This is a genomic window from Rummeliibacillus pycnus (assembly GCF_050459865.1).
Lineage (GTDB): Bacteria > Bacillota > Bacilli > Bacillales_A > Planococcaceae > Rummeliibacillus > Rummeliibacillus pycnus_B.
In genome coordinates this window covers 128,848-155,138 of the sequence record NZ_JBCMNM010000017.1, presented here as the reverse complement: position 1 = coordinate 155,138, position 26,291 = coordinate 128,848, and the positions used below count along the sequence as shown (strand labels likewise).

26 protein-coding genes and 2 riboswitches are annotated in these 26,291 nt (G+C 35.0%); of the genes, 4 read left to right on the top strand and 22 right to left on the bottom strand.

Annotated features, from left to right (window positions below):
• Nucleotides 1-10 precede the first annotated feature (10 nt).
• The 22 genes from ABE048_RS04865 to ABE048_RS04760 all read right to left on the bottom strand — a co-directional run bounded on the left by ABE048_RS04865 (nucleotide 11) and on the right by ABE048_RS04760 (nucleotide 22,378).
• Nucleotides 11-844 (bottom strand): alkaline phosphatase family protein, encoded by an 834-nt coding sequence (locus ABE048_RS04865; protein ID WP_430309541.1) that lies wholly within the window; start codon nucleotides 842-844, stop codon nucleotides 11-13.
• Nucleotides 834-1,949, bottom strand: coding sequence for an ABC transporter substrate-binding protein (locus ABE048_RS04860; RefSeq protein WP_430309539.1), 1,116 nt, complete (start codon nucleotides 1,947-1,949; stop codon nucleotides 834-836). The genes ABE048_RS04865 and ABE048_RS04860 overlap by 11 nt, the downstream gene beginning before the upstream one ends.
• A gap of 477 nt (nucleotides 1,950-2,426) precedes the next feature.
• Nucleotides 2,427-2,864, bottom strand: a complete 438-nt coding sequence (locus tag ABE048_RS04855) for a cell wall hydrolase (RefSeq protein WP_430309538.1) — start codon at nucleotides 2,862-2,864, stop codon at nucleotides 2,427-2,429.
• Nucleotides 2,865-3,536: 672 nt separating this feature from the next.
• Entirely contained in the window at nucleotides 3,537-3,914 is a 378-nt protein-coding gene (locus ABE048_RS04850) for a transposase (RefSeq protein WP_430309537.1), read from the bottom strand.
• Nucleotides 3,915-5,021: 1,107 nt separating this feature from the next.
• Nucleotides 5,022-6,440 (bottom strand): DUF4179 domain-containing protein, encoded by a 1,419-nt coding sequence (locus ABE048_RS04845; protein WP_430309536.1) that lies wholly within the window; start codon nucleotides 6,438-6,440, stop codon nucleotides 5,022-5,024.
• A complete protein-coding gene (locus tag ABE048_RS04840) occupies nucleotides 6,433-6,978 on the bottom strand; it encodes a sigma-70 family RNA polymerase sigma factor (RefSeq protein WP_430309534.1) in 546 nt (181 codons plus the stop codon). Before ABE048_RS04840 ends, ABE048_RS04845 begins: the two co-directional genes overlap by 8 nt.
• A 610-nt stretch (nucleotides 6,979-7,588) precedes the next feature.
• On the bottom strand, nucleotides 7,589-9,109 hold the full coding sequence (locus tag ABE048_RS04835) for a cobyric acid synthase (RefSeq protein ID WP_430309533.1): 1,521 nt from the start codon (nucleotides 9,107-9,109) through the stop codon (nucleotides 7,589-7,591).
• A 22-nt stretch (nucleotides 9,110-9,131) separates the two neighbouring features.
• Nucleotides 9,132-9,668 carry a cob(I)yrinic acid a,c-diamide adenosyltransferase gene (locus tag ABE048_RS04830; protein WP_430309531.1) on the bottom strand — a complete coding sequence of 179 codons (537 nt, stop codon included), beginning with the start codon at nucleotides 9,666-9,668 and terminating at the stop codon, nucleotides 9,132-9,134.
• 17 nt (nucleotides 9,669-9,685) lie between these two features.
• Nucleotides 9,686-10,249, bottom strand: coding sequence for a nitroreductase family protein (locus ABE048_RS04825; RefSeq protein WP_430309530.1), 564 nt, complete (start codon nucleotides 10,247-10,249; stop codon nucleotides 9,686-9,688).
• 12 nt (nucleotides 10,250-10,261) lie between these two features.
• Nucleotides 10,262-11,026 carry a uroporphyrinogen-III C-methyltransferase gene (gene cobA, locus ABE048_RS04820; protein WP_430309529.1) on the bottom strand — a complete coding sequence of 255 codons (765 nt, stop codon included), beginning with the start codon at nucleotides 11,024-11,026 and terminating at the stop codon, nucleotides 10,262-10,264.
• The gene (locus ABE048_RS04815; RefSeq protein WP_430309528.1) at nucleotides 11,023-11,664 is read right to left on the bottom strand and encodes an NAD(P)-binding protein; all 642 of its coding nucleotides are present in this window, start codon (nucleotides 11,662-11,664) and stop codon (nucleotides 11,023-11,025) included. The genes cobA and ABE048_RS04815 overlap by 4 nt, the downstream gene beginning before the upstream one ends.
• Complete coding sequence (locus tag ABE048_RS04810) at nucleotides 11,657-13,045, bottom strand: cobyrinate a,c-diamide synthase (protein WP_430309526.1); 1,389 nt, start codon at nucleotides 13,043-13,045, stop codon at nucleotides 11,657-11,659. Before ABE048_RS04810 ends, ABE048_RS04815 begins: the two co-directional genes overlap by 8 nt.
• Nucleotides 13,046-13,066: 21 nt before the next feature.
• The gene (locus ABE048_RS04805) at nucleotides 13,067-14,182 is read right to left on the bottom strand and encodes a cobalt-precorrin 5A hydrolase (protein WP_430309524.1); all 1,116 of its coding nucleotides are present in this window, start codon (nucleotides 14,180-14,182) and stop codon (nucleotides 13,067-13,069) included.
• Nucleotides 14,179-14,961 (bottom strand): precorrin-4 C(11)-methyltransferase, encoded by a 783-nt coding sequence (cobM, locus tag ABE048_RS04800; protein WP_430309522.1) that lies wholly within the window; start codon nucleotides 14,959-14,961, stop codon nucleotides 14,179-14,181. The genes ABE048_RS04805 and cobM overlap by 4 nt, the downstream gene beginning before the upstream one ends.
• Nucleotides 14,962-15,669, bottom strand: coding sequence for a precorrin-2 C(20)-methyltransferase (gene cobI, locus ABE048_RS04795; RefSeq protein ID WP_430309521.1), 708 nt, complete (start codon nucleotides 15,667-15,669; stop codon nucleotides 14,962-14,964).
• The gene (gene cbiE, locus ABE048_RS04790) at nucleotides 15,662-16,882 is read right to left on the bottom strand and encodes a precorrin-6y C5,15-methyltransferase (decarboxylating) subunit CbiE (protein ID WP_430309519.1); all 1,221 of its coding nucleotides are present in this window, start codon (nucleotides 16,880-16,882) and stop codon (nucleotides 15,662-15,664) included. The genes cobI and cbiE overlap by 8 nt, the downstream gene beginning before the upstream one ends.
• Nucleotides 16,860-17,972: a cobalt-precorrin-5B (C(1))-methyltransferase gene (locus ABE048_RS04785; protein ID WP_430309518.1), complete on the bottom strand. Its 1,113-nt coding sequence runs from the start codon at nucleotides 17,970-17,972 to the stop codon at nucleotides 16,860-16,862. Before ABE048_RS04785 ends, cbiE begins: the two co-directional genes overlap by 23 nt.
• Nucleotides 17,972-18,622 carry a precorrin-8X methylmutase gene (locus ABE048_RS04780; protein WP_397538575.1) on the bottom strand — a complete coding sequence of 217 codons (651 nt, stop codon included), beginning with the start codon at nucleotides 18,620-18,622 and terminating at the stop codon, nucleotides 17,972-17,974. Before ABE048_RS04780 ends, ABE048_RS04785 begins: the two co-directional genes overlap by 1 nt.
• 11 nt (nucleotides 18,623-18,633) lie before the next feature.
• Nucleotides 18,634-19,401, bottom strand: coding sequence for a precorrin-6A reductase (gene cobK / locus ABE048_RS04775; RefSeq protein WP_430309516.1), 768 nt, complete (start codon nucleotides 19,399-19,401; stop codon nucleotides 18,634-18,636).
• Nucleotides 19,398-20,312: a sirohydrochlorin chelatase gene (locus ABE048_RS04770; RefSeq protein ID WP_430309515.1), complete on the bottom strand. Its 915-nt coding sequence runs from the start codon at nucleotides 20,310-20,312 to the stop codon at nucleotides 19,398-19,400. Before ABE048_RS04770 ends, cobK begins: the two co-directional genes overlap by 4 nt.
• A 16-nt stretch (nucleotides 20,313-20,328) precedes the next feature.
• Nucleotides 20,329-21,999: a precorrin-3B C(17)-methyltransferase gene (gene cobJ, locus ABE048_RS04765; RefSeq protein ID WP_430309514.1), complete on the bottom strand. Its 1,671-nt coding sequence runs from the start codon at nucleotides 21,997-21,999 to the stop codon at nucleotides 20,329-20,331.
• 13 nt (nucleotides 22,000-22,012) lie between these two features.
• Nucleotides 22,013-22,378 carry a (2Fe-2S) ferredoxin domain-containing protein gene (locus ABE048_RS04760; RefSeq protein ID WP_430309513.1) on the bottom strand — a complete coding sequence of 122 codons (366 nt, stop codon included), beginning with the start codon at nucleotides 22,376-22,378 and terminating at the stop codon, nucleotides 22,013-22,015.
• A gap of 163 nt (nucleotides 22,379-22,541) precedes the next feature.
• Nucleotides 22,542-22,731, bottom strand: a riboswitch (cobalamin riboswitch).
• 238 nt (nucleotides 22,732-22,969) lie between these two features.
• Nucleotides 22,970-23,154, top strand: a riboswitch (cobalamin riboswitch).
• 231 nt (nucleotides 23,155-23,385) lie between these two features.
• Between ABE048_RS04760 and ABE048_RS04755 the strand changes: the two genes are divergently transcribed.
• Genes ABE048_RS04755 through ABE048_RS04740 form a run of 4 tightly spaced genes read left to right on the top strand, consistent with a single transcriptional unit; the run spans nucleotide 23,386 to nucleotide 26,000 of the window.
• Nucleotides 23,386-24,090 carry an energy-coupling factor ABC transporter permease gene (locus tag ABE048_RS04755; protein WP_430309580.1) on the top strand — a complete coding sequence of 235 codons (705 nt, stop codon included), beginning with the start codon at nucleotides 23,386-23,388 and terminating at the stop codon, nucleotides 24,088-24,090.
• On the top strand, nucleotides 24,087-24,395 hold the full coding sequence (locus ABE048_RS04750) for an energy-coupling factor ABC transporter substrate-binding protein (protein ID WP_430309512.1): 309 nt from the start codon (nucleotides 24,087-24,089) through the stop codon (nucleotides 24,393-24,395). The genes ABE048_RS04755 and ABE048_RS04750 overlap by 4 nt, the downstream gene beginning before the upstream one ends.
• The gene (gene cbiQ / locus ABE048_RS04745) at nucleotides 24,382-25,173 is read left to right on the top strand and encodes a cobalt ECF transporter T component CbiQ (RefSeq protein ID WP_430309510.1); all 792 of its coding nucleotides are present in this window, start codon (nucleotides 24,382-24,384) and stop codon (nucleotides 25,171-25,173) included. The genes ABE048_RS04750 and cbiQ overlap by 14 nt, the downstream gene beginning before the upstream one ends.
• Nucleotides 25,170-26,000 (top strand): energy-coupling factor ABC transporter ATP-binding protein, encoded by an 831-nt coding sequence (locus tag ABE048_RS04740; RefSeq protein WP_430309508.1) that lies wholly within the window; start codon nucleotides 25,170-25,172, stop codon nucleotides 25,998-26,000. The genes cbiQ and ABE048_RS04740 overlap by 4 nt, the downstream gene beginning before the upstream one ends.
• Nucleotides 26,001-26,291: the final 291 nt, after the last annotated feature.

Genomic DNA, 26,291 nt, shown 5'->3' with positions numbered 1-26,291 from the left:
TCTGTAATTTTTAATGGACGACTTCTTTTTTCAAACCAGGGAATTGATAAGAAATCATTTTTTCGGATTTTTCAATTCCTAATAGTTCACAAACGAGTGGTGCAAAAGCCAATTGTGGTACGACTTCCTCGTGCATACCAGTTTCAATTCTTGGACTGATGATGAAAAGTGGTACGTCACGCTCACCATCAGTGATGCCTCCATGGTTGCCTGTTTCACTCATACCATGGTCAGATGTAATTAAAATATGGTAACCTTCTGAGATCCAAGTAGGTAAAAGTTGTGCTAACAAGCTTGCCACTTTTAATATTTGTTCACGGTATTCTTTAGATTCTGATCCGAAATTTTCACCAATTTCATCAACTCCCATTGGATGAATGTATAAAAAGTGTGGATCATGCTTTCTACGTAATGCTTCTGCATCCATTATGCAATGACTATCTGGATAATAATCATCCCAATAAAATGCTCCATGTTGAATTGGTTTAGACTCATCATCTTGATGACGGTCTTCAATATAATTGAATGGCGCACGATTATAAAGCTCGCTTACCCAGTAATAAGATGCCGTTGCATTTCTTAGGCCATTTTCTTTCGTAAGATGGAAAATACTTTTCTGTGAAGATAGTTGAACTGCTAGATTTGATGTAATTCCATTCATTGATGCAGGTGTACCTGTCAGTAATACTTCATATAATGGGCGAGAAAGACTAGGAAGCTCTGATTTTACTTTATAAAGTGCCGCTTGATTCGTTTCAACCAGGTGTTGAACAAACCCCATTGCTTCACTCCCCTTATCGTATCGCATACCATCAACAACAATTACTATAACTTTATTTGACATTTACTACTACCTCCTCTTGCCATAATTGTGGCAACGTTTTGGCTGTTTTTTCCCAAGCTTTAGGGTCTTTAATAGGTCTTGCATTTTTGTATTCCTCTTTTGGAATTAATTGTTTTTCAACATCTTTTGGAAGTTTTACATCATCACGAATTGGACGAGCATAACCTTTCGCCAAGTTAATTTGTCCTTGGTCACTTAGGATATATTCTCTTGTCGCCATCGCAGCATATGGATGTTTTGCATATTTATTAATAACAGTCGTGTAGCCACTTACTACGGAACCTTCTTTTGGAATGCATACATCAAATTGATCACGTTTGATTTGGTTAGCATAACCTAGTGCATTGAAATCCCATACAATTGCAACTGGTACCTCGCCTTTTTCAATAGTTGCCGGTTTTGCATCTGTCAGACTTAGACGTCCTTGCTTGGCAAGCTTCGCAAAAAAATCGATCCCAGGTTGAATATTTGATTCACTACCACCGTAGGCCATTGCTGCAGCAAGTACCCCCATTTGATTCTGTGCTCCGTTCAGAACATCTCCAATCGTTACTTTATAATCTCCCTTTAAGATGTCATCCCAGGTTTTTGGAGGGTTTTTAACCAAGTTTTTATTTGTTAAAAAGGCAATCGTTCCTTGGTATCCAACGACCCAATTCCCTTTATCATCTTTCGCCCATGAAGGAACATCATTCCAATGTGAAGTTTTATATGGGAGAGCCAATCCTTTTTCTACAGCAAGTGGAGCAAAAGATATCCCCATGTCACCGATATCAGCTGTTGCATTCTCTTTTTCAGCTTCAAATTTAGCAATCTCTTCAGCACTGGACAAATCAGTATCAGCATGTTTTAAATTGTATTTTTTTGTGACATCATTCCAAGTATCTCCCCAGTTTGCCCATGAATCAGGCATACCAGCACTATTGATTTCACCTTCTTTTTTTGCTTTTGCTTCAATTTCTCCAACCGTTAACTTATTTGGATCACTAATAGCCGGTGCAGCAGATTCATCTTTGGCTCCACAACCAGCTAAACCTAGTAAACTGATCCCTAACACCGCTGCTTGAATAGTTCGAATAGATTTGTTGCTCCATTTTTGATTCATTAACATTTTCCTCCAATTGGTGTTGTTTTGTGTTGATTGTTTACTGTTTCAGTATAAAACCACAATGTAAAACCCACATTAATGCAATGTAAAAGGATTGTATATTAAAAAAAGAGGATGGTTTACAATTAGATGATTGTACCGTTTCGAATCTGATAAAGGAAATAACAAAGCGGAAGCGGTTCGATATTGACTTAACGTAGAGATAAGTGCTGAGTACACTAGGCGCTGATCGTAAGAGCGGAAATCAACAGGCAATTGCTAAATAGCAAAAAAAGAAGCAAGAGAATAATTCTCTTGCTTCTTCTTTCCATTGTGTTGTCCTATTTCTTCTTATTCAATTGAGAGTTAGGATAAATATTGGACTTCTCTTGCATTTAGTGTCATTGCTTGAAAAAAGAAATAATTTGTATTTACCTTATTAATTAGTATGGTATAAATCTTATTTTCTATTACAATTTGGATAAATAATAGCTTCTAAGCATAAACACCGTCACAAGTATCAGGTGCCGGTTCATAAAAACAATGATTTTTAAATTGACCAGTAAATGGTTGACCGTACCAAGTAGGAGGGCATGGAGCATATGGATTGAAATACCAAAGTGCATATTTTGCTGGGTGTTGTCTCCAATACTCCAAGTTTTGTTTTGCTAATTTTCTTTCATTTTCTCTCGCTCTTTGATAAAAAGTATTCCCTTTTTGAACAGCTTCAAAAGAATAATTTCCTCCTTGTACCTGAAAAATGACGTCTTCAATTGTTCTTAAATCTTTAAAGTCTAAACAATTTGCTACAAGACGATTAACAATTACATTCCCAACAAATAACATTCCCATGTTGCCTTCGCCTTCTGCTTCGGCCCTCATCATCCTTGCCATTAAGTCAACGTCTGCACTTCGGTAATTTGCTCTTGCCATTTTTTCACCTCAAATATATAGTATGAAAAAAACATACATTGATGTCATTGTTTATTAAATTAGAATGCTAAAATTTTTAATACTTACAGTTTTTATATAAGAATAAAATATGGCATTCTTTTTTATTCCTATATTTAACTTATATGCATCTTAAATAAAATATGTTCAATAATAAAAGCACTAAATCCTTTTTGGACCAACGTTCCCGTTAGTTGAACAAGCAATTGTTGTTTTACAAACTATATTCTTTTTTATAACTAAGCTTTTAGAATTCAAATACTAGCCTTTTTGCTTACCTATCAAAGATGGATGAAGTAGCAGATCAACAACTAATCCCTTTCACTCCAATTTTGCTAGTCATAGAAAATGTAACAAAACTATTCATCCAAATAATTGAATGAATAGATCTTTTGCAAAAACGATATGGTATAATTTACTAAAAAGGTAACTTTTTTGTCGTACATATCTAGAAACTTTGTAATGAGAGGTTATTTTTCTAAGGGAATACCGGACTTCAAGCAAATCAACAAAGTCTTACTTATGCTTTAATTCAAATATTACTTGCGCTTTGATTTTATTTGTATTTTTTAAATAGACGTTTTCCATTTCTAAACGCTTAATTTTTTCTTGTAAATCTTCAAGTGAGCCTTCAACTGAAACTACATCATTTGATTACTTCTCAATAGTTTCTTTTTTTAATGGAGGACGACCCTTTTTCTTTGGTTCTAGCGCTTCTATCCCCTGTGTTTTTAATAACATTTCCCATTGATAAACTGTACTCGGTGAAGAAATATTAAAATTACTCGCTGTTTCGCGAAGAGAAGCGCCTGTTTTGTTCATAAAATTAAGTACGTCTAGTTTAAATTGTACAGAATATGATGAGTAGTTCTTTTCGAAACCTTTAATTCCTTGAGCTTCAAATAATTTTACCCAGTTCATAACTAGAGATTTGCTTGAACCAATACTTTCTGCAATCTCTTTATAACTTTCTGATCCACTTAAATAACGTCTCACTGCGTTTAATTTTATTTCCACTGTAAATTTAGACATAAAATCACTCCATTAATGGCTCAGATTAAAATAGGCAAGTTTTTTTAAAACTAAACCCTAATTTAATAACCATTCTATAAATAAATTAAGAAGTAAGCGTATACGCTCATATCCTATTTGTTTAATCCGCTAATTTATTTCTCTTCATTTCTCTTTTTATATATCAACACCAAAACAAAGGGAACTGCTGATACAATCAATGTTTCTATCGGAAGCTTTGCTACAATCTCAGCCGGCTGTAATTAATTATGAATCAGTCAACTCAATAATCTATTAAATATTTTAATCACCTAAATACTTAATAGTATTCACCTCTAAATAATATGTTATTTTGAATTAAATTGACCCTCCAATTAAATAGTTTTTTACCCCTCCATTTGATAAATCATCTAAAAAAAGAACCATGATTTATATCATGATTCTAACAAGATTACTTATCGAAAATGAGAAAAATATAAAGAAATAGTCAACCTATAAATCAGTTAAAACCGTTCCTTTTTTGCTAAGAACTAAAACATGTAACCTTGCATATTATAGATATTGATATGAAATATTTATAAAAAAGGATGATATATAAAATGTCATTGATGAAATTGTGAGTATTTCAATAGCAAGAACTGTTCCCCTACCTAGTGGCGGAGAAATACCAGACGTCTGGGACGATTATGGATGGGACATTGATCGTTGGGAGAATGACGGCGGGAGAAGTCTATATAAAAAACATGGCTGCTGACGTGACTTGAAAAGTAAGTGCGGCATGGGATATTACTATACGTGATACCGTAATGAAAATACGGATTTACAACGTTTAGGAAAATCCAAAATAAAAAGCCTATGTTCTCTGCAAATTAAAAATAGAGAACATGGGCTTTTCCACTTGTTTCCTTCAAATCACAATCGTTATCAAAAACTAAACTGCCTTAGTCCTGTGGAATATTTAGCTAAAGCCGTTTAAATCACCTGTCTACTTTACAGGGGGCATTCACATTTTGAGATGCTTTTTGTATATTATTTTGTAATTTACTATTCAATAAGATTCTCGATACTGCAATAATCCCTATTTTAACACTATTTTATTGCATTAACTGTTGGGATTGTCACACTACGTTATTTTGGTAAATCAACAGTAAATGGTGTTAATTTACTTGTACCAATAAAATTAGAAAAATCAAATTGTAAGACGGTATCTTTTAATGAAAAGTTTTCAATTTTATTTACTCCATCCAATTTAAAAACAGATTGAAAATGATAGGTCTTTTTATCAAGTAATTTTACTTTGTTTGTTGATATACTATGATTTTTCGGTGGAACTGGATTATCTGGGTCAATTTTATCAACATAATCTTTATCGATTAACTTGAATGCATAAGATAAATTATTAAGCAGTAAATCTTGACGATGGTTACTCATTTCTCCAGCAAGCCCTTGAAATTGATAATCGAGTATTAATTTATTTCCTTCTATCGTAATATTATTCACTCTAATCCCCAAATCTGTACGTTCACTTTCTAATAAAAATGATGGAGTATTGAGCAAATGTTGAACAGGTGGGTCAGAGATAGACATAAACGGATAGAACGTAATAGATTGTAGATCACTATCTATCTTTTTTATCGTTTTACGTAGAGTAAGATGGTAGCCATCCTCTTCTTTTGATTGAGAAAGCCTTGTATTATTTGAGTAATAAAATATTACATTCCCTTTTTCGTCGGTTGCTTTTTCAATGTCTATTTGATCGTTTTTATAATTTGAAATAGTTTCAAATTCCAAAGTAGACGATGCTTTTGCCATCTTTATTTCATTTATATTTATCTGGATTCTCTCTTTTTGATATGATTCCGAATGATTAATTGTTAATGTTTTATTTTTGTGTTGTGTAATTGGGATATTAAAATTCCAGTCTCCTTTAATCCCGTTAATATAATGAATAGATATAGGTAATGTGAAGTACTCTTTAATCGTTTTATAAGGATAAGCTAACTTCCATTGAAAATCATATCCATTTACTGTTTTTTTTATTTCGGTTGACTTATTATTTAACCATGGATCATTATCTCCTTTATTGTTTTCAAAATTCACATCGAAACTAACTTCACCTTTTTCATTTTTTCCATCATCTAAGTTACCATTTACATGTCCAGTTATTGAAACAACGTCACCATCAAAATATGCATCATTAAGTTTAACAGTTACACCATTCTTGGTTATTGATTGATCCAATTCAGTAATAAGGTTCTGTTTAGCTAAATTTAAACCCATTTTATCTCCAAATTCTTCGTAAATGCCTCCGATAAAAGGCGCTTCAGCTAATACTCGATTCATATTTGGATTTATAAAACCAGAGAAAAGAGTTATCCCGAAAATGGAAGCAGCAACTATGCTACTTATCATTATCTTCTTTTTATGAGAATAACGTTTTATATCCATCTGATTACTTTGGTTTATTCCCCTATCAATAGCATTTAGAACTTCTTCTTTTGGGACCTCGATCTGGTCAATAACAAATTTAATTTCCTTATTATCCATGGCGCCTCCCCATTTCAAACCCTTTTTTTAGTGCATCTTTACTTCTGCTTAAATAAGTTTTTACAGTCCCTTCAGGTATCTCCATCATTTCACTAATCGTTTTAATGGAATAATCATAGTAATAAAAAAGTATTAGCGTTGTTCGATAGTTCTCTTTCAGTTTTCCTATTGCATCCATAAGTAACAGTGAATCCTCATTTATATAATCATTATTGAATTTATAACTAGATAAAATGTCTTCTAAAATGTCTTCTGTTAAGGGGACAACGCTTTTCCTTTTTGTAAGCAATTGCCCAGAACATCGGATAACAATCTTAGTGAACCATGTCATGAAATACTCTGGATTCTTTAAGGTGTGAATAGATATTAAAGCCTGATAAGTTGATTCTTGAACAATATCTAATGCATCTTCCTGATTATGTACATATAGGAAAGCTGTACGATAGATTTGTTGGTAATGTTGTTTAATTAATTGTTCAAAAGCTTTTTTATTTCCTTTTATAGCTTTTTTAACTAACTTGAAATTTTGTTCCTCCATTTCACAACTCCTTTCTATTTATTAGTGGGCTAAATATTCGAAAAAAGTTTCAAATAAATAATTTACTTTCAAAATTTATATAAGGCATCAAAGAGGAATCAAAATCTTTGAAACCCTTTTTACACTTACTATGATGAATGTATCAATAAAAATCACTATGTAAATTAGTACAAGATGTAGATGAAACAGCAGTTTAAGTGATTTATATTCACTTTATCCAACAATTCTATAAGCTCTGTTTCAAAGTCCAAAGCAATAGTTACAATCAGCAATTAAGGCTTTATATAATATATTGTTTCATTTTTCATTGTTGTTCCTTGTTATAATTTTCTACTAATTTTTCAATATTCGATATATAAATTGGTAAAATTTATACTTTTTCCTAATAAAAATTATAGCCTACTATCCATTTAATGACAGTAGGCTACTGGGGTATCAACTTTTTTTGTTTTCGATTTACGAAAAGAAAATCTTCATCAATGATGAAGATTAAAACAATTCAAGGGAGATCTTTTGACCATATATAGACTTATCGTGTAATTATTATTAATTCTGGAATATTAGTATTGGATAAGACTAATGAATATAATTGGGTTCAGTTTCTGCTTTTTTAAATTGAAGGTATAGGAGTTTGAAGCATCTCATACACTTTTTCCAAATCTATATTTTGTCTCACATGATCAGCTAATAATTGATAGGCAGCTTCTCTTCTTTCAGAATCTGTCTTTACTGTCTGATTAATTGGGTCAAGTCCTTTTTCAATACGTAGTTCGTTCACTATTTTTCTTGTAAACTCTCGATTATTAAAGATACCATGAAAGTATGTCCCAATTATTTGTCCATTCCTTGTAACGGCTCCATCCTTCCGTCCATCTGATAACATTAAAAACGGTGAACACTTCTCATTTTCTATAACAGTTTTTCCAAGATGTATTTCATAACCTGTTAATTCCATATCTTTTTCAAAGACATCTACAGAAACTTTTCCCGTCATTTGTACGGTCTTTTTGCCTTTATTAAATATGGTTGTTACAGGTAATAATGAAAGGCCTACTGCACTACTTCCATCCCCTTCTACTCCATCAGGATCCTGAAGTGAGTGTCCTAGCATTTGAAAACCTCCACAAATCCCGAAAATACGTGTTCCTTTTTCGATGAGTTTATGGATAGCTGTTTCAAATCCTTCATCTTTTAACCACTGTAAATCTTCCATTGTATTTTTTGTACCTGGTATTATCAACAAATCTGGATCACCTAGCTCTTTTACATTACTAACTAAGCGTACTCCTACTTCTGGCTCATCAAAAAATGGATCAACATCAGTAAAATTTGAAATACGAGGTAAACGAATCATTGCAATATCAATTGCAAATTCATCTTGTTTTGGCTTTTTAAATCGTAAAGAGGATAATGCTAAGGAATCTTCTGCCTCAATATTAATATCAATGTAAGGAATGATACCAAGAACAGGAATTCCAGTTTCTTTTTCAAGCCATTCTACACCATCATCAAGTAACTCACGCATTCCTCTAAACTTATTAATAATGATTCCTTTTACTCGTGCTCTTTCTGAATCATCAAGAAGTGCTAATGTTCCAATGATTGAAGCGAACATTCCCCCTCGCTCTATATCTGCAATTAATATAACAGCTGCATCTGTAGCGTGAGCCATACGCATATTGGCTATATCTCGATCCTTTAAATTAATTTCAGCAGGACTTCCAGCACCTTCTAGTACAATAAGGTCATATTCATTTTGTAATTTATGTATTGATTGTTTTACAATCGGCATCGCTTGTTCAACAAAATTATTTCGATAACCTGTCGCACTCATATCCATAAAATGCTTACCATGTACGATGACTTCTGAGACCATATCTTGTTTTGGTTTCAGTAAAATGGGGTTCATATCCGTAGTCGCTATGACTCTAGCAGCTTCAGCCTGTACACCCTGCGCACGACCAATTTCGCCACCATCAATCGTAACAAATGAATTAAGTGCCATATTTTGAGACTTAAACGGAACAACTTTCAAGCCATCATCTGAAAAAATACGGCAAAATGCGGTACATATCATACTTTTACCAACATCTGAAGCAGTACCCTGAATCATTAATGCTTTTGCAGTCATACGCTACCCAAACCTTCTTCCTTTAAAATTCTAAACCTTTTACAGCTGGAATTCCTCTTTCATAATAATGCTTTGTCGCATCTATTGTTGAAACTAAATCAGCTAAGTCTATTAATTCTTTTTTTGCATTTCTTCCAGTGATGACAAGATGCATAGTTGAAGGGCGATTTTGAATTGCCTCGATTACTTCTTGTAAAGGAAGAACATCATCGATTGGAAATTTATCAATCGATAAAGCATTATTTAATTCATCAAGAACCAACAAGTCAATAGACGGATCTGCAAGTGCTGCTTTTGCTTTTTGCCAAGCTAATCGTAAAGCTTCACGATGTTCTTCTGGTGTTTTTGTCCAGGTAAAACCAATGCCCATTTGTTCCATTTCTACACCGAGTTTTCGAAGGGCTAATGCTTCTCCATATGTACGTTCAGGTGATTTGATAAACTGCATATATTTAACGTGTAATCCTCTTCCTATTGCTCGTAGTGTTACACCTAATGATGCAGTTGTTTTTCCTTTTCCATCACCTGTATAGATTAAAAATAATCCTTGGCGTGCCATTTTCCACTCCCCTTATTCTATAACCAAGTTGTTTTTTCTTCAAATGGTATTCTAGTTGTTGCAGGAACTTTTGTACCTTCTTCTGGATAACCAATGAATATAGTTCCAATTACTTTTTCATTTTCAGGTGAACCGATAAACTGATGCATACGTTCATCATGTACTAGCCCAACGCCTCTTGTTCTCCAGACGAAACCTAAATCTAATTCTTGTGCAGCTAACCACATCGAATGGATTGCACAGCAAGTTGCAAAAATATTATCTTCTGAATCATCTGGTTTATCTGGAATTAATGTTGAAGTAACAACAATTGCAACAGGTGTAGTGGTTACAACTTTTAAAGAACTTTCAACTAAATGTGGTTTTGTTGGAAAACGTTGTTGTAAGTATTCAGTTGCCATTTCTTCATAACGTTTCATTGCCTCGCCTTGTATCACATAGAAATGCCAAGGTTGACGTAATCGATCATTTGGTGCATATGTAGCTACTTCTAACAGTTTTTCAATTTTTTCTTTCTCAACAGGTCGATCTGCGTAATTTCGAATTGCTCTGCGCTCTTGAATAGCTTCAATTATCGTCATATTAGTCTCTCCTTAAATTAAAATAGTTTGCTTTTCAAACCATTGAATTTTATCTCGTAGTTGAACAACTTCACCTACTAATACCATCGATGGGTTATGAAATTCTTCTTGAACAACAAGATCGTGAATTGTTTCTAAAATACCTGTAATCGTACGTTGATTTTCAGTTGTTCCCCATTCGATTACTGCAACAGGCGTTGTTGCACGTTTACCATTTTCAATAAGTTTTTTACTAATATGCTCTAGATTTCCTACACTCATATAGAAGGCAATCGTATCAATCCCATTTGCTAATGCATGCCAGTTTAGATGATCTTGTCCTTTCTCTTCACGACCATGACCAGTTACAATTGCAAAACTGGATGCAAATTCTCTATGCGTAACCGGGATACCTGCATAAGCTGGTGCCGCAATACCTGCTGTAATACCTGGAACAATTTCATATTCAATACCATGTTCAACTAATACTTCTGCTTCTTCCGCACCGCGCCCAAAAACGCATGGATCTCCACCTTTTAAGCGTGTAACAATTTTACCTTCAAGTGCTTTTTCAATTAATAAATCATGAATTTGATCTTGAATGAGGTGATGCTTTCCTGGGGATTTACCACAAAAAATAAGTTCTGCGCCTTCTTTTGCATGTTCCAATAATGATGGATTCACTAGACGATCATATGCAATGACATCTGCTTTTTGAATGCACTCTAGGCCATAAACGGTTATTAGTTTAGGATCACCTGGGCCTGCACCTACTAAATAGACTTTTCCCGGAGTCATTGAATCGTCCCCTTTTTTAATAATTTCTCAAACAGTTGATTACGTTCTTCAATATGTTTTGTTTTCGTTAGTGTTAAAAATTGTGAGTCTAGCAGTTCCTCTAATAGAACACTTTTTTGCATTGGATCTGGTACTTCGTCAATAATTTGTCGTCTTGCTCTTTGTAAGAATAAAATATAATCTTCATAAGAATCATCATATTGCTCTTCCAATTCTTTTTTAATCTCTTTCGCAAGTTTTGGATTAGCACCTGATGTTGATACAGCAATTGTTAATGGACCACGTCGAACCACAGAAGGAACAATGAATTGACTGAGTTCTTCACGATCAACAATATTACAAATTTGATGTTTGCTAGCAGATTGAGCTACCAATTCATTTATTTTAGAAGAATTAGTAGCAGCAATAATCAAAAATGCATCGTTTAAATCATCTGGTGCAAAATCTTTTTTTCTCCATTGAATGGTGTTTTCTTCGAATAATCGTTTGAGTTTTGGTGAAATTTCTGGGCTAATAACAGTCACATGTGCTTGAGCTTTTAATAGGCTAGCAACTTTCCGTGTAGCAACTTTCCCTCCACCAACAACTACAACTAGTTGATTTTCTATATTCAACATCATAGGGTAATAGTTAGCCATTAGTTTCCACGGCTTTCTTCTGATATTCTTTACATTGCTCAATCCATTGCACAACTAGTTGTGGGTTAGATGCAAAGTGAAAATGTGTATAGCCAGCGATTAAATTATCATGCAAATAACCTTCTCCCTGCTTTTTAAAACGGCTTTTTGTTTCATAGGCATAACTGCTATTTTCTGGTTTTGAATAAGTTGAATAATGAAATTCATGCCCTTTTGCTTCTTGACCTTCACGGATTAAAAAATTCCCTTTTACACCAAAAATTTCGCGATATCCTAATGCAACTCTTTTGGTTTGCATCTGTACAGTACCTGGAATAGAACCAACCATTTCAAAGCGATTTCCTTCAGTAGTGAATATTGCCTCCGTAAGGAACATAAAACCTCCACATTCAGCTAAAGTAGGAATTCCTTTGGAAATTGCATTATGTATGGATTCTTTTACTGCAGTTTGATGTGAGAGCTCTTGTGCAAATTCTTCAGGAAACCCCCCGCCAATATATAGTCCGTCTGTATCAGAGGGAACTACTTCGCCTTTTAATGGAGCGAAATACTCGATCGATGCACCATTCGCTTGAAGCAATTCGATATTTTCCTCATAGTAAAAATTAAAAGCCGCATCTTTAGCCACTGCAATCTTCACTTGTTGATCCTTTTTTGGTTCGAACATACTTGGTTGAATAGCAGAAAGTTCACAAGTAGTTGATAGCTCATAAATTTTGTCTACGTCAACTGTTGCACTAATCAAATCACCTAATTGTTGAAAGAATGGTTGTAGTTCTCCACGTTCGATTGCAGGAATCAATCCTAAATGTCGACTAGGCATTTCAATATTTTGTTCTTTTTTCAAATAGCCTACTACTGGAAGGCCACATTCTTGTTCAACTGCAGCTTTTATTATTTGATAATGCCCTTCACTTCCCACATGATTGGCAATTACACCTACTATATTGACGTTCTCGTTTAATAGTTGGAAGCCTTTAACAATCGCAGCTGAACTACGAGCTATACTGCCACAATTGACAATAAGTAATACAGGGCTTTTCGTTAAGATGCTTATTTCAGCTGTAGAACCTTTATCTTCTAATGGCGATTTTCCGTCATAGAACCCCATTACGCCTTCAATAATTGAAATGTCTACATCTCTGCTGTTTCTTTCCAAAATGTCAATGACCGTTTTTTTATCAAACATCCAACTATCTAAATTACGAGATGGTCTACCTGTAACTGCAGTATGGAAAGTGGGATCAATATAATCTGGTCCACATTTGAATCCTTGTACTTGATAAGCTTTTTGTTGTAATGCCGCCATTAGTCCAATTGTAAAGGTTGTTTTACCGACACCACTACCAGTACCAGCAATTACTAATCTATGTGCTGACATCTTAATTTCCTCCTTTACTTGTTACATCAACGCAACGGATATCGTAGTATTGCCTGATTTTTTCTTTACCAGCTCTAACTGGTCTGCACCAGAATAAATTCTCACTGCAGGTTCACTAACACCATATACACCTGTATATTTAAATACTGTATCTGAAGGTGCTTCGATTGTCTGTGCATTCAATTCTTCTGGTTTATAATAGACAAACTCCCAACCATATTTTGTAACAACTTCTAATAAACCAACTTCATCTTTTTTCAATTCAATCGTGCAAAGAGCTTTTACACTTTTTATCGAAATTTGAAGTTCATTTAACGATTCTTGAATAACTTGTTCAATTTCTTCAGCAGAAGTTCCTCGATTACATCCCATACCGATAACAACATTTTTAGGTCGGTAAAGAACACCATTTTCTAGGATTTGTTCTTCTTCATGTGATAACATTCGATGAGTAATAACAAGGGCAGCATTTGGCTTTGCGTTTATTGCTTCCTGAATGGATGGATAAATCTTTAAATTTTCTGGTATTGGGCTATCCAAATGCCACCAATTTTTTTCACCAGATTCTTGAACAATTGCAACATGTTCTTCATTTACAACTGATGCACTAACGGGTGTCAATTTCTCAGAAGAATCCCATTCCCAACCAAAACGTGAACCAAATAAATCAACAGGGATAGTTTTTTGTACATCAGAAGCAGTGGTAATAATCGCACGAGCATCTAGGACATGAGCAACTTCATGTGTTAATTGGTTTGCTCCACCTAAATGACCCGAAAGTACACTAATGACATTTTCCCCACGATCATCAATAACAACAACAGCAGGATCTGTCTTTTTATCCTTTAAGATTGGTGCTATCATTCGAACTACTGCACCAAGAGAGATAATTAGAATGATCCCCTTATACTGATTGAAAAGAGAAGGTAGAAGCATACGCACACTACCAGTAAATAATTGAATGTGCTTCGCTTCTTCATCTCCTTGTTCAAATTTACTCATATAATATACATCTGAATGAATAAAGGAACTATTTAGTTTCCGTGCCAGCTGTACACCGTGTTTTGTAATGGCCACAATTGCATATGGATTTTGCTGGTCAATTTCCGGTAGTAATCCTTCTTGTAACTCGATCATTGTGGTTTCACGCCTTTTCTAAAACCATGTGTAAATGTAGCATCATATAATTTTGAACGATACTCATCCTTGTCATGGATAGATGGATCTAATGCCCAACCAGCTAAAATCATTGCATGTTTACGAATACCATTTTTACGCATATCTTCATCTAAATTTGCTAATGTTGTTCGAACGATTTTTTGATCCGGCCATGATGCTCTTTGTACAACAGCTACAGGAGTATCATCTGTCCAACCAGCATCCTGTAATTCTTTCACGATTTTCTTCGTTAAAGTAGCACTTAAAAATAGCGCAATTGTACAATGATGGCTTGCCAAGTCACGTAATTTTTCAAACTCTGGTACTGGAGTACGACCTTCTGCACGAGTTAAAATCAATGTTTGTGTTAAATCAGGAATGGTTAATTCAGCACCGACTGCTGCTGCAGATGCAAATACAGAGCTAACGCCAGGTATTATTTCTGCATGGATATCTTCTTTTTTTAGTAATGCCATTTGTTCCATGATTGCTCCATACATGGCTGGATCTCCAGTGTGAATCCGTGCAACTGTTTTCCCAGCATTTACACGGTTAACAATTGTTTCTACCATCTCTTCTAAATGCATACCTGCTGTTTTTATCACTTCAGCATCTGCCTTTGCTTTAGCAATCAACTCAGCATTTACTAGTGAATCAGTGTACATAACAACATCAGCTGTTTGTAAAATATGTAATCCTTTAACTGTGATTAAATCAGGATCCCCAGGTCCGGCACCAACGATATAGATTTTCTTCATTTATTTACGCACCACCATTAATGTTAAATATTCTAGTTCTACTCCATCTAATTCATCCATGGACCAAATCACTTCTTCCTCAGAAGTAACTTTCGTAACGACTGATGCTTTGTCTAGTAGATTTAAATCTCTTAATACTTCAATCATCAAATCTATGACTTTTGCAACTTTGATAAACACTACTGCATCATGATCTTCAATTGCTTTACGCATTTCATCATAATCATCACGTGCTGGAATGATTGCAACATGGTCATCACCATCTGCTAACGCAATACCTAATCTTGATGCAGATCCATTAAAACTTGAAATACCTGGTACAGTTTTTACTTCAACATGTGGATGAAGTTCTTGCATTAATTTCATCATATGAATGAATGTACTATATAAAAGTGGATCGCCTTCCGTAACAAATGCTACATCTTTGCCTTCTTCTAATTTGCTGTAAACTACATCTACAGTATTTCTCCACTCTGCATCTAAGATCGCTTGGTCTTTCGTCATTGGAAAAACTAAACCAAGCATTTCTTTTTCACCCGGCTGAATGTAAACATCAACAATCCGATGTGCGTAGCTCTTACTTCCTTTTCTTTTTCGAGGATAAGCAATTACTGGCGTTTCTTGAATTACTCGAAATGCCTTAACAGTAATAAGCTCTGGATCACCAGGACCCACCCCAAGACCATATAATGTGCCGATATTAGTCATCGTTTTCTTCCTTTCGCATTGCAGTAATAATGTAAATTGGGTTTAATGGTGAAAATCGGTTCATCCCTAAAATTGGTTTGTTATGAGCCAATTGTGCATGTAAAATATTCGTTTCAAAATTCAATTCTTTAAAACATTCAAGTGCTTTATATAAGTTTTCAATGGTTGCTGCATTTAAAACGATTCGTCCGCAGTCATTTAAACGATCACAACAAACTTTAAGTAAGTCTTTCATATTGCCGCCTGTTCCGCCGATGAAAATCGCATCTGGATTAGGGAAAGAGTCTAATCCTTCTGGTGCTTTGCCATGAATAGCGGTTAAATCTGTGCGGAATTTATGTTGATTTTCAAAACAGTTTGCAAGATCGCCTTCATTTTTTTCAATGGCAAATACTTGTCCATCACGCGCAATTTTTGCGGCTTCTATTGCCATCGAACCTGTGCACGTTCCGATATCCCATACAGTGCTGTCTTTTTGTAAATGCATTGCATGAAGACTTAGCACACGAATTTCCTTTTTGGTGATTAAGCCTTTATCAGGACGTCGTTGAGAAAATTCATCATCTGCAATTCCGAGAGCCCATTTAGGTGATGATGCAATTCGTTTTAAAATCACAACATTTAAAGGAGAGAAAGTACTTTCTTGCATATCTTCTAACGAATACCATCCTGTTTTTTCGTTCTCACCTTGTAAGTTTTCTGCTACAAATGCTTTATACTCAGTCATCCCAAATTGAAGTAAATACTCAGCAATTGCACTTGGATTATTTTCTGCATCCGTTAATAACGCAATTTTGTCGTAGCCATCAATCTTCTGAATTAATCCTTTCATTGATCGACCATGTACACTTGTAATATAGGCATCTTGCCAGCTTTCACCGATTTTAGAAAACGCTAATTGTATGGAACTTACGTGTGGATATACTTCTAAATTGATTTTTTTTGATAGATAGCTTCCAAGTCCATAGAACAGTGGATCTCCTGAAGCTAATATGACGATATTTCTTGTTTCATTTTGGATAATTTCGACAAGTTTCTTTAAGCCGCTTTTTACCGTAATTTTTTCACCAATATAATAAGGAAAGAACTCTAACAATCTTTCGCCACCAATGAGGACTTCACTTTCTTCTATCCACTTAGCATATTGGGGTAATAAACTTGCTAGGCCGTTGTCTCCTATGCCGATTAATTTAATCGATTGTGTCAATTCCATCAGCCCTTCCTAATAATTCACCCTTCATCGAGTAAATAGTGGTATCCATCACGAGGCCACCTTTTACATGATTTAATGAGGATATACAACACGCTTCACATAAATGATCGAAGAAACGCTTATTACCAGTCTCAAGCATAATCTCTCCGACTTGTGAAGCTGTGTTTGCAGCTGAAACCTGTTGAACGATTTCGCTAGTTGCTCCAACGTCTTCTGCTAATTGTGCTAAAAATTCAAAGTTAATGGGCGCACTTTTTGAATGGACCATCATCACGCCTTGTGCTACTTTTGAAAATTTCCCCATCATTCCTACAAGAGAAACTCTTTTTATGCCCAGTCTTTTACAATGTTTTACGGCGAAACCTACAAAGTCGCCCATTTCTATAAAGGCTTCCTCAGGTAATCCTTCATATTGTTTCATGGCATATTTTTCACTTCTACCACCTGTTGTCATGACTACATGATCATTGCCAGTTGCATGTGCTACGCTAATCGCTTCTACAATACTTGCCATGTAGGCTGAACTTGAAAATGGTACAACAGTGCCTCTTGTTCCTAATATAGAAATGCCACCGATAATTCCTAGTCTACCATTGAGTGTGTTCTTCGCGATTTCCTCTCCATCTGGAACTGAGATAATCACTTTAACACCTCGGGCTATTTTGAACTCAGCTAATGTTTCTTCTACTGTTGAATAGAGCATTTTGCGAGGCACAGGGTTAATCGCTGCTTCACTAACTGCTACTGGAAGACCGGGTTTTGTCACGCGACCAACACCAATTCCTCCGTCCAAACAAATACCAGGTTCATCTTGCCAACTAACAGTTGAAACAATCAAAGCACCATGCGTTGCATCTGGATCATCTCCACCATCTTTGATTGTTTCGCAACTTACTGTCTCGTCAGTAAATGAATTCTTTTCAATTGTAAATGTTACGTCTCGCCCAATTGGTAAATGTATCGTAGCTGTTTCTTGTGCTTCACCAGTAATTAGGGCCGTTAACGCTGCTTTTGTGCAGGCTGTCGCACAAGCGCCTGTTGTGTAGCCATGACGCATTTGCGATGGGTCTTTTTTATTTTTCTTTTGCATTAAGCTTGATCAGCTAAAATTGAAATGGCATTTAATGCTGCTACAGTTACCGTACTTCCACCTTTACGACCTAAATTAGTGATAAATGGTACCTCTGTAACCTTTGCCAATTCATCTTTAGATTCAGCAGCTGAAACGAAGCCTACAGGCATACCGATGATTAGATCTGGTTTTACTTCGCCTTCTTTAATTAATCGAATAAGTTCTAAAAGTGCAGTTGGTGCATTACCAATTGCATAAATCCCACCCTCATGTAAATGAGCTGCTTTTTGCATTGACATAATGGCACGAGTAGCACCTGCTTCTTTTGCAGCTTTAGATACATCTTCATCAGAAATATAGCAATAAACATCACCACCATATTTTTGGAAACGTTTGTGTCCGGTACCCACTTGAATCATTTGTACATCTGCAATAACTGGTTTTCCTGCACGTATGGCTTTAATCCCAGCAGCAATAGCATCTGGATGGATCATCACACTACGGCCTAAATCAAAATCTGCTGAAGCATGAATAATGCGACGAATGATCTTCCACTCATCTTCTGTAAAATCATGTGGGCCATATTCTTCTGCGATTGTTTCAAAGCTATGCTCATAAATTTTATCTGGGTCAACTGTAAGTGGTTTGAAGTCTGTTTTAAAATCCATATTATTTCCTCCTAGATAGTTAGTTTTGAAGTTAAATCTTCTATAACTCCCTCAAAACTTGAATGCATATTTTCATATTGTATTTTCGGTCTTGCAATCATTATCGTTTCAATGCCACACTCTAGTGCAGCCTCTAATTTTTCATCGACTGATCCTACTTTGCCACTTTCTTTTGTAATCATTAACGTGACTTTGTATTGATGAATAAGTGCGATATTTAACTCTTTCGAGAATGGTCCTTGCATTGCAATAATATCTTTTTGTTCTACACCTAATGATTGACATTTCTCCATGTTGTCAAGTCTTGGTAGCATTCGTGCAATCATTCTAGTATTCTCTAAACCTACTAGACGTTCCGTGAAAACCCCTAAAGTCTTACTACCTGTTGTTAGCATAATAACGCCACGTTTTTTAGCTGCTAATGTTGCTGCCTCCTCATAGTCTTGAACTAAAGTTACTAGAGGGTTACTAAATGCATGGCTTGCTCGCTCATAACGTATATAAGGAATGCCAGAAGCATCTGCTGCAGAAAGTGCATTTTTTGAAGCTTCTTCAGCGAATGGATGACTTGCATCGACAATTGCTTGAAAATAATTTTCTTTAATAAAATCTGTCATTTGTTCTGAAGTTAATCGACCAATTTTTGTTTGTATACCAGCTTCATTTAAGCTTTTGGCAGCCGATTCAGTTACCACAGTTGCTATAACATCCCAACCGCTTCTTTTCATTTGAATTGCTAATTCTCTCGCATCACTTGTTCCAGCTAACATAAAAATCATTTTTCAGTACCCACTAGATGGTCATCGTGGTGATGATGATGATCATGTCCGTGGTGGTGATCATGTTCGTGATCGTGGTCATGGTCATGATGATGGTGATGTTCTACAAATTCAGCAGCATTTATACGATATTGACAAGTATCGCAATTCATCTTTACATCACCTTGTAATGATTCAGCAACACGATCATTTAGTACGGTTTTAAGCGTAGGATGATAGCCAAAATAATTCGCTAATTTAACATCTATTTCTGGATGTATTGATGCAAAATCAGCACGCATTCCTTGCATTCTCTCCATTAAGATTCCCGTGAAAAGGAAGTATGGCAACATGATAATTTTCTTTGCCCCAAGTTTTACACATCTTTCAATTCCTTGCTCAACTGTTGGGAAAGTAACACCCATAAATGCACTTTCAACTGTTAGCACATCTAATTGTTCCCATAACATTCGAGAAATTTTATAGAAATCACTGTTTGCATCCACATCACTACCGCCCCGAGCAATTAATAAAATAGCTGTATCTTCATTCTTTTCTTCGATTGAAAATCCTACTTCAACAAGACGTTCTTTCAAAATATCAAAGATTCCTTCATGGACCCCCAGAGGTCTTGAATAGACAATCTTTACATTTGGATATTTTGTTTTTCCTTCATCAATTGCTGCAGGGATATGTATTTTTGAGTGACCTGCTTGTAATAAAATGATTGGAACTACATGAATTTCAGTTGCGCCTTTTGCAACGCAAGTATCAATCCCTTGAGAAATGTCTGGTGCAGCAAATTCTAGAAAACAGCTTTCAACTAGTAAATTTTGATCTAAAGTTGGTTTCAACTGTTCTACAAATTTTGTAACTTCCTCATTTCCTGCTGCTAATCTACTACCGTGTCCTACAAATAAAATGGCTTTCATATTTTTCCTCCTCAAATTAGTCCCCGCAAGGTGCTGGTTCTATATTAATTTTTGGTGCAATATCTTTGTAAACGAAACCTTGTATTTGTTTCACTCTTTTGAAATATTTAAATAGTCGCTCATTTGGATGTGCGTTTTCTTTATACTCTTTAATAATGTTTGTTATAACTTCTACGATATCGTCTGGTTCAATTCCTTCTGCTACAGCTTGTCCAGGGTGAGCAGTTCTTCCAACTGGTTTAGCTCCTAAAAACAAATCAAATTTCCCTTTTCGATGAATAATCCCAATATCTTCAGTTACCGCTTTATAACAAGCCATGCCGCAACCATTAAATCCAATTTGCAACTCTTTCGGTAAATCCATACCACCTAATTTTTCTTGAATTTCCTCAGCATATGGAATTCCTGCTGTTTTTTCACCATCACAGAAATCGCAAGCCTTTAATGTAAGAACATCTCCTACAGGTGAAAGAAGAAATCCAACTCCTTGTAACTTTTTCGTTATACTATTTGGATTTGAAGTGGGGATTTTTAATACAATTTGATGATTTGGTGTATATTCCATCGTACCTTTTTCACCCACAACCATTGCTAATGTCATCATTTGTTCAGGAGTAAACTTTTTATTAGCAACACCTGGACTTACAGCTAATTCGAAAATTTCTTCAAAATCCTGATGAACATATTGTGTTGTTTTTAGATCTTCACTTGAAACACGTTCTAACGCTTTCATTGCCATTTCATATGAGCTAACTTTGGGTGGTTCCTGCTTAATAGTTTCAACCTGTTGAACATTTTTGACTCTATCAGCAACTGCTACAGAAGATTCTAATCGTTGAACACCAGTGTTTTGATCCATTGCCCATGGTTCAGCTTCTTCTCTCAAACGCTGATGAGGTTTTAATGCTTGTTTATCTGTGTTCAGCGTGTATTTTCTTTGGTAACCGCGCGGTGTAATCATTTTATTATCATAAAGAAATGTTGAAGAATTCCCGATGATGACTGTTGTTAACATTCCGATATCGTGTTCTAACATTTCTTCAAGATTCGTGATGATAATATGTTGTCGTTCACGATATGCACTTTTTACCAGACCAACTGGTGTATCTGGAGATCTGTATTGAAGAAGAATGCGCTGTGCCTCTACTATTTGGCGAGTTCTACGTCCACTGCGAGGATTATAGAGTGCGATGACAAAATCAGCCATTGCTGCAGCTTCAACTCTTTTAGCAATTAAATTCCATGGTGTTAGATGATCACTCAAACTAATAGTGCATGAATCATGCATAATAGGAGCTCCAAGCAATGAACCACATGAATTTATGGCAGATATACCTGGTATAATTTCAACTGGTACTCCGTTTGCTTCAGTCCAACCTTTTTCAATTAAGACCTCATATACTAATCCAGCCATACCGTATACTCCAGCATCGCCACTCGAAATAACAGCAACCTTTTTACCAGCCTCTGCTTGGCGTACAGCTTCCTGAGCTCTTGATACTTCTTCTGTCATTCCTGTACTGATCACTGATGTTTCATTTGTTATTAAATCTTGAATCAGTTCTACATATGTCTTATAACCAATGATAAAGTCACTGTCTTGAAGCGCTTCCACGGCTCTTGTTGTAATATGTTTAAAATCCCCAGGACCAAAACCAACGACATATAGTTTTCCTTGTTGAGTCATGCATATCTCTCCTTTATTTATTTTTATCGATTCCGGTTATGGATGCGACTTCGGGATTTAATATCATTTTTCCATCTATTGTGCGATAGACTGTATGTTGGTTATTTTGTTGCGCTAAACAATCGCGTACAATTTCGCGACCAGTATCAGTTGAAGATGCTTTGTACCAACTTCCTTGAGGATATGCAATAACAATACATGCATCTTTACAACGTCCATTACAACGAGTCCTAGTTGTATGGATTTGTTCGTCCATTTCGAGTTCTGAAATTTCATCACGTATTGCTAGGGTTATTTCTTCAGCTCCTTTACGCATACATGAACTACCATTACAAATAAATAAATGACTTCTCATCCCAGATAAATTCCAAGTGGTCATATTTGGCCTCCGATTCAGTGAAATATGGAGGAGTTAAAAGGCAAATAAAAAAACCTTAATTCCAAGAATTAAGGTTTAAAAACTAGATAATTCAGAAAATAGCCGAATGTAAAACAAAGGCATTTCTCATTTATAGTCTTTACCTTTCCCTCCGAAAAGTATTGTACTTCCATTTTTAAAAGCAGGTTTCCTGGCTCACACTTCACTTTACTCTGATCCCTTCCCAGTCATTAATGACCAGTGAGTTTGTATCATTTCATCCATGTTACAGTAGCGGGGGCTGCATCGGATTCTAACCGATTTCCCTATTATCCCTTTGAATAAACAAGGGCACTTATAAAAAAATATGTAATTGTATAATTTAGTAAAATTAAAACTGTCATTATCATATACTATTTTTTCACAATTTGAAATAGATATTTTTTACTCATAGATAAATTCTCAAAGAAGAAATGAATGATCAAGTAAAATATTTCTTAATTTTATTTATAGTTCAACTCGGATAGAACAATCTTCTGTTTCCATACTTTCTATGTGAAAAATATAGTAGTATTGAAAATATAACCATGATACACTAGATTCGTAATCTAACAATTCAATAAACTTTATGGTGCTGAAGTATCACATTCAGCTGAAAAGGGAAGTTTGTGAAATCCAAACGCGGTCCCGCCACTGTAAAGACGAGTTATGTTTTTAAATACCACTGTCAATGATGGGAAGGTTAAAGCATAATGATGACTCTAAGCCAGGAGACCTGCCATAAAGTGTAGATTAATATCAGCCTACGAGGATAGGTGTGAGAATAGCTATGCTTTGTGATAAGCATTGTTTTACTATTCATCAACACTTCTTCTGCTCTGAAGAAGTGTTTTTTTATGTCCTGTTTGGTTAATAGGAGGTGCATTTGTTAAAAAACGAACGATTTAATACAAAAAAGGAGAATAGATACATTGATTTATTTTAAAAATCTAGTAAATTGGAAACTAATTTATTTCTTAGCAGCATTAATGATTGTGCCAAAGCCTGCCTTTGCCATGCACATTATGGAAGGATTTTTACCTGTTGAATGGGCTATTTTCTGGTGGGCTATTTCCATTCCGTTTTTAGTTATTGGATTCCGTTCAATACAAAAAACAATAATAGATAATCCAGAAACAAAAATGATGTTGGGTTTATCAGGTGCCTTTGCATTCGTTTTATCAGCACTGAAAATTCCTTCTGTTACAGGTAGTTGCTCACATCCAACAGGAGTTGGCCTCGGTACTGTTCTTTTTGGACCATTCGCGATGAGCATCGTTGGTTTTATTGTTCTTTTATTCCAAGCGTTGTTACTTGCTCATGGTGGATTAACGACTTTAGGTGCAAATACATTTTCTATGGCAATTGTAGGGCCACTTCTTACTTATGGAGTATATAAGGGTACAACAAAAATGGGATTATCCTTTTCATGGGCTGTTTTTCTAGCTGCTGCACTTGGCGATTTAGGAACATATTTAGTGACTTCGATTCAATTAGCACTTGCTTTCCCATCTGAAATTGGTGGTTTTTTAGCATCATTCACTAAATTTAGTAGTATTTTCGCACTTACTCAAATTCCTTTAGCAATAAGTGAAGGGATTCTTACAGTGGTAATCATGAACTTCTTACAAAAATACAATTTAGCAGAACTGAAAGCCCTGAAAGTATTTAAGAAAGGTGCTGAACAACAATGAAAAAAAATATATTTTTAATCGCAATAGTAGTTATTTTAGCTATTCTTCCACTTTTCTTTCAAAAAGGAGCAGAATTTGGCGGATCAGATGACAAGGCTGAAGCGGCCATTTCGACAATTGATTCTTCCTATAAGCCATGGTTTTCAAGTATATGGGAACCACCAAGTGGTGAAATCGAAAGTCTATTATTCTGTTTACAAGCTGCTATAGGTGCTGGTTTTATCGGTTATTTTATTGGTTACGCTAGAGGGAAACATAAAAAAGTAGAAAGTAAAGAAGAAAAAGGTAAGCATGTTACTCATTGATCAGTATGCTTATATCAATCGCCTAGCGAAAACACATCCAGTAGAAAAAATAGTGTTAGCATTATTCCTCTTATTATTCTCATTGACTGTAAAAGATGCGCTTATCTCACTCATTACGTTTTTCTTGATGAGTTCTCTTACAGTTTTGGTAGCTAAAATTCCATGGCAGTACTATTCGAAATTGTTATGTATCCCTGGTGTTTTCTTGCTTAGTAGTATGATTAGTATTTTACTCTCGTTCACTCAACACCCTGAACTAATTCATAGTTCTATTTGGCAATCTCACTTAATGAATTGGACTGTTTACATTTCAGCTCAAAGTGTCGAAATGAGTATTCAATTATTCTTTTCTGTATTAAGTAGCATAAGTTGTTTATATTTTTTAACATTAACTACACCAGTACATGAGCTCATGCATGTTTTAAAAAAATGCAAAGTACCTCAGTTATTAATTGAATTAATAGAGCTAACTTACCGTTTTATTTTCGTATTCTTAGAAAAATCAGTACAAATTTTCCAATCACAAAATTCAAGATTAGGATATCTTTCTGTAAAGCTAGGGATGCATTCTTTAGGATTGCTCATTTCTTCTTTATTTGTTCATGTGTTTAAGCGATCTAAGGAATTATCAATAGCAATGAATTCACGTGGTTATGATGAATCAATTATTTATCTTGAAGATTCTTACCAATATTCTGCTAGAAATTGGACGATTATTCTTATGATCTTTTTGGTAATCATTGTTGTTTTTATTCAGTTTGGAGGCATTCTAGTTTGAATGAATTATTCTTTGATATTCAGAATTTAACACACCGATATGCAGATGGAACTGTAGCATTAAATAATTTAAGTTTGAAGATTGCCAAAGGAAAAAAGATTGCCTTACTTGGCAATAATGGGGCTGGAAAATCTACATTCTTCCAACATTTAAATGGCATTCTTCAACCATCTTCAGGTCAGATTTTCTTTCAAAATCAACCAATGAAGTATAATCGAAAAGCATTACTAGCGTTACGCTCTCATGTAGGGATTGTATTCCAAGATCCAGATTCTCAGCTTTTTGCTGGTAATGTACGTCAAGATATATCCTTCGGTCCATTAAATCTCGGATGGCCTACTGATAAAGTAACTGAAATGGTAGAATGGGCAATGACTGAAACAGAAGTGACCCATTTACAAGATAAACCAATTCATTTCTTAAGTATTGGTCAAAAAAAGAGAGTTGCGATTGCAGGGGTGTTGGCCATGAATCCGGATGTGTTTATCTTAGATGAACCATCTGCTGGACTAGACCCTTACTATTCAAAGCAAATTTTACTATTACTAAATACAATTCATGCACTCGATAAGACCATTATTTTATCTACACATGATGTGAATTTTGCCTATGAATGGGCAGATGAAATTATTGTTATGAGTGATGGAGAAGTGATCTACCATAGTAATCCTTTTGATATATTCGAACAAGAGAATTTATTATTAAAATCTCATTTAGAAAAGCCATGGGTATTTGAAATGGCTAAGGTATTACAATCTAAAGATGTGTTGTCTAGTACCAATGAGTTTCCAAGAAACAAAGAACAATTAATACCATACTTGATTTAAAAATAAACATTACCTTATAGCTTCTATTTCAAATAAAAATGGCTATTCATAAAGTGAATGAAAAAACACTTTTGAATAGCCATTTTCTCTTTTTATTATAAGGATTGTTTAACAATCAATACTGCTAATATTAAATTAGTATCAACACAGGCGGACTCTTTTTGCGGGAAACCTGACAAACCTCCTCCTTTTGCTCAAATAAAAAATCAAAAATATCATCTAATGGTATCAATTTTATAAATCCATTTTTTAAATACGAACATTTTAACACATTAACTAATTCATATATGA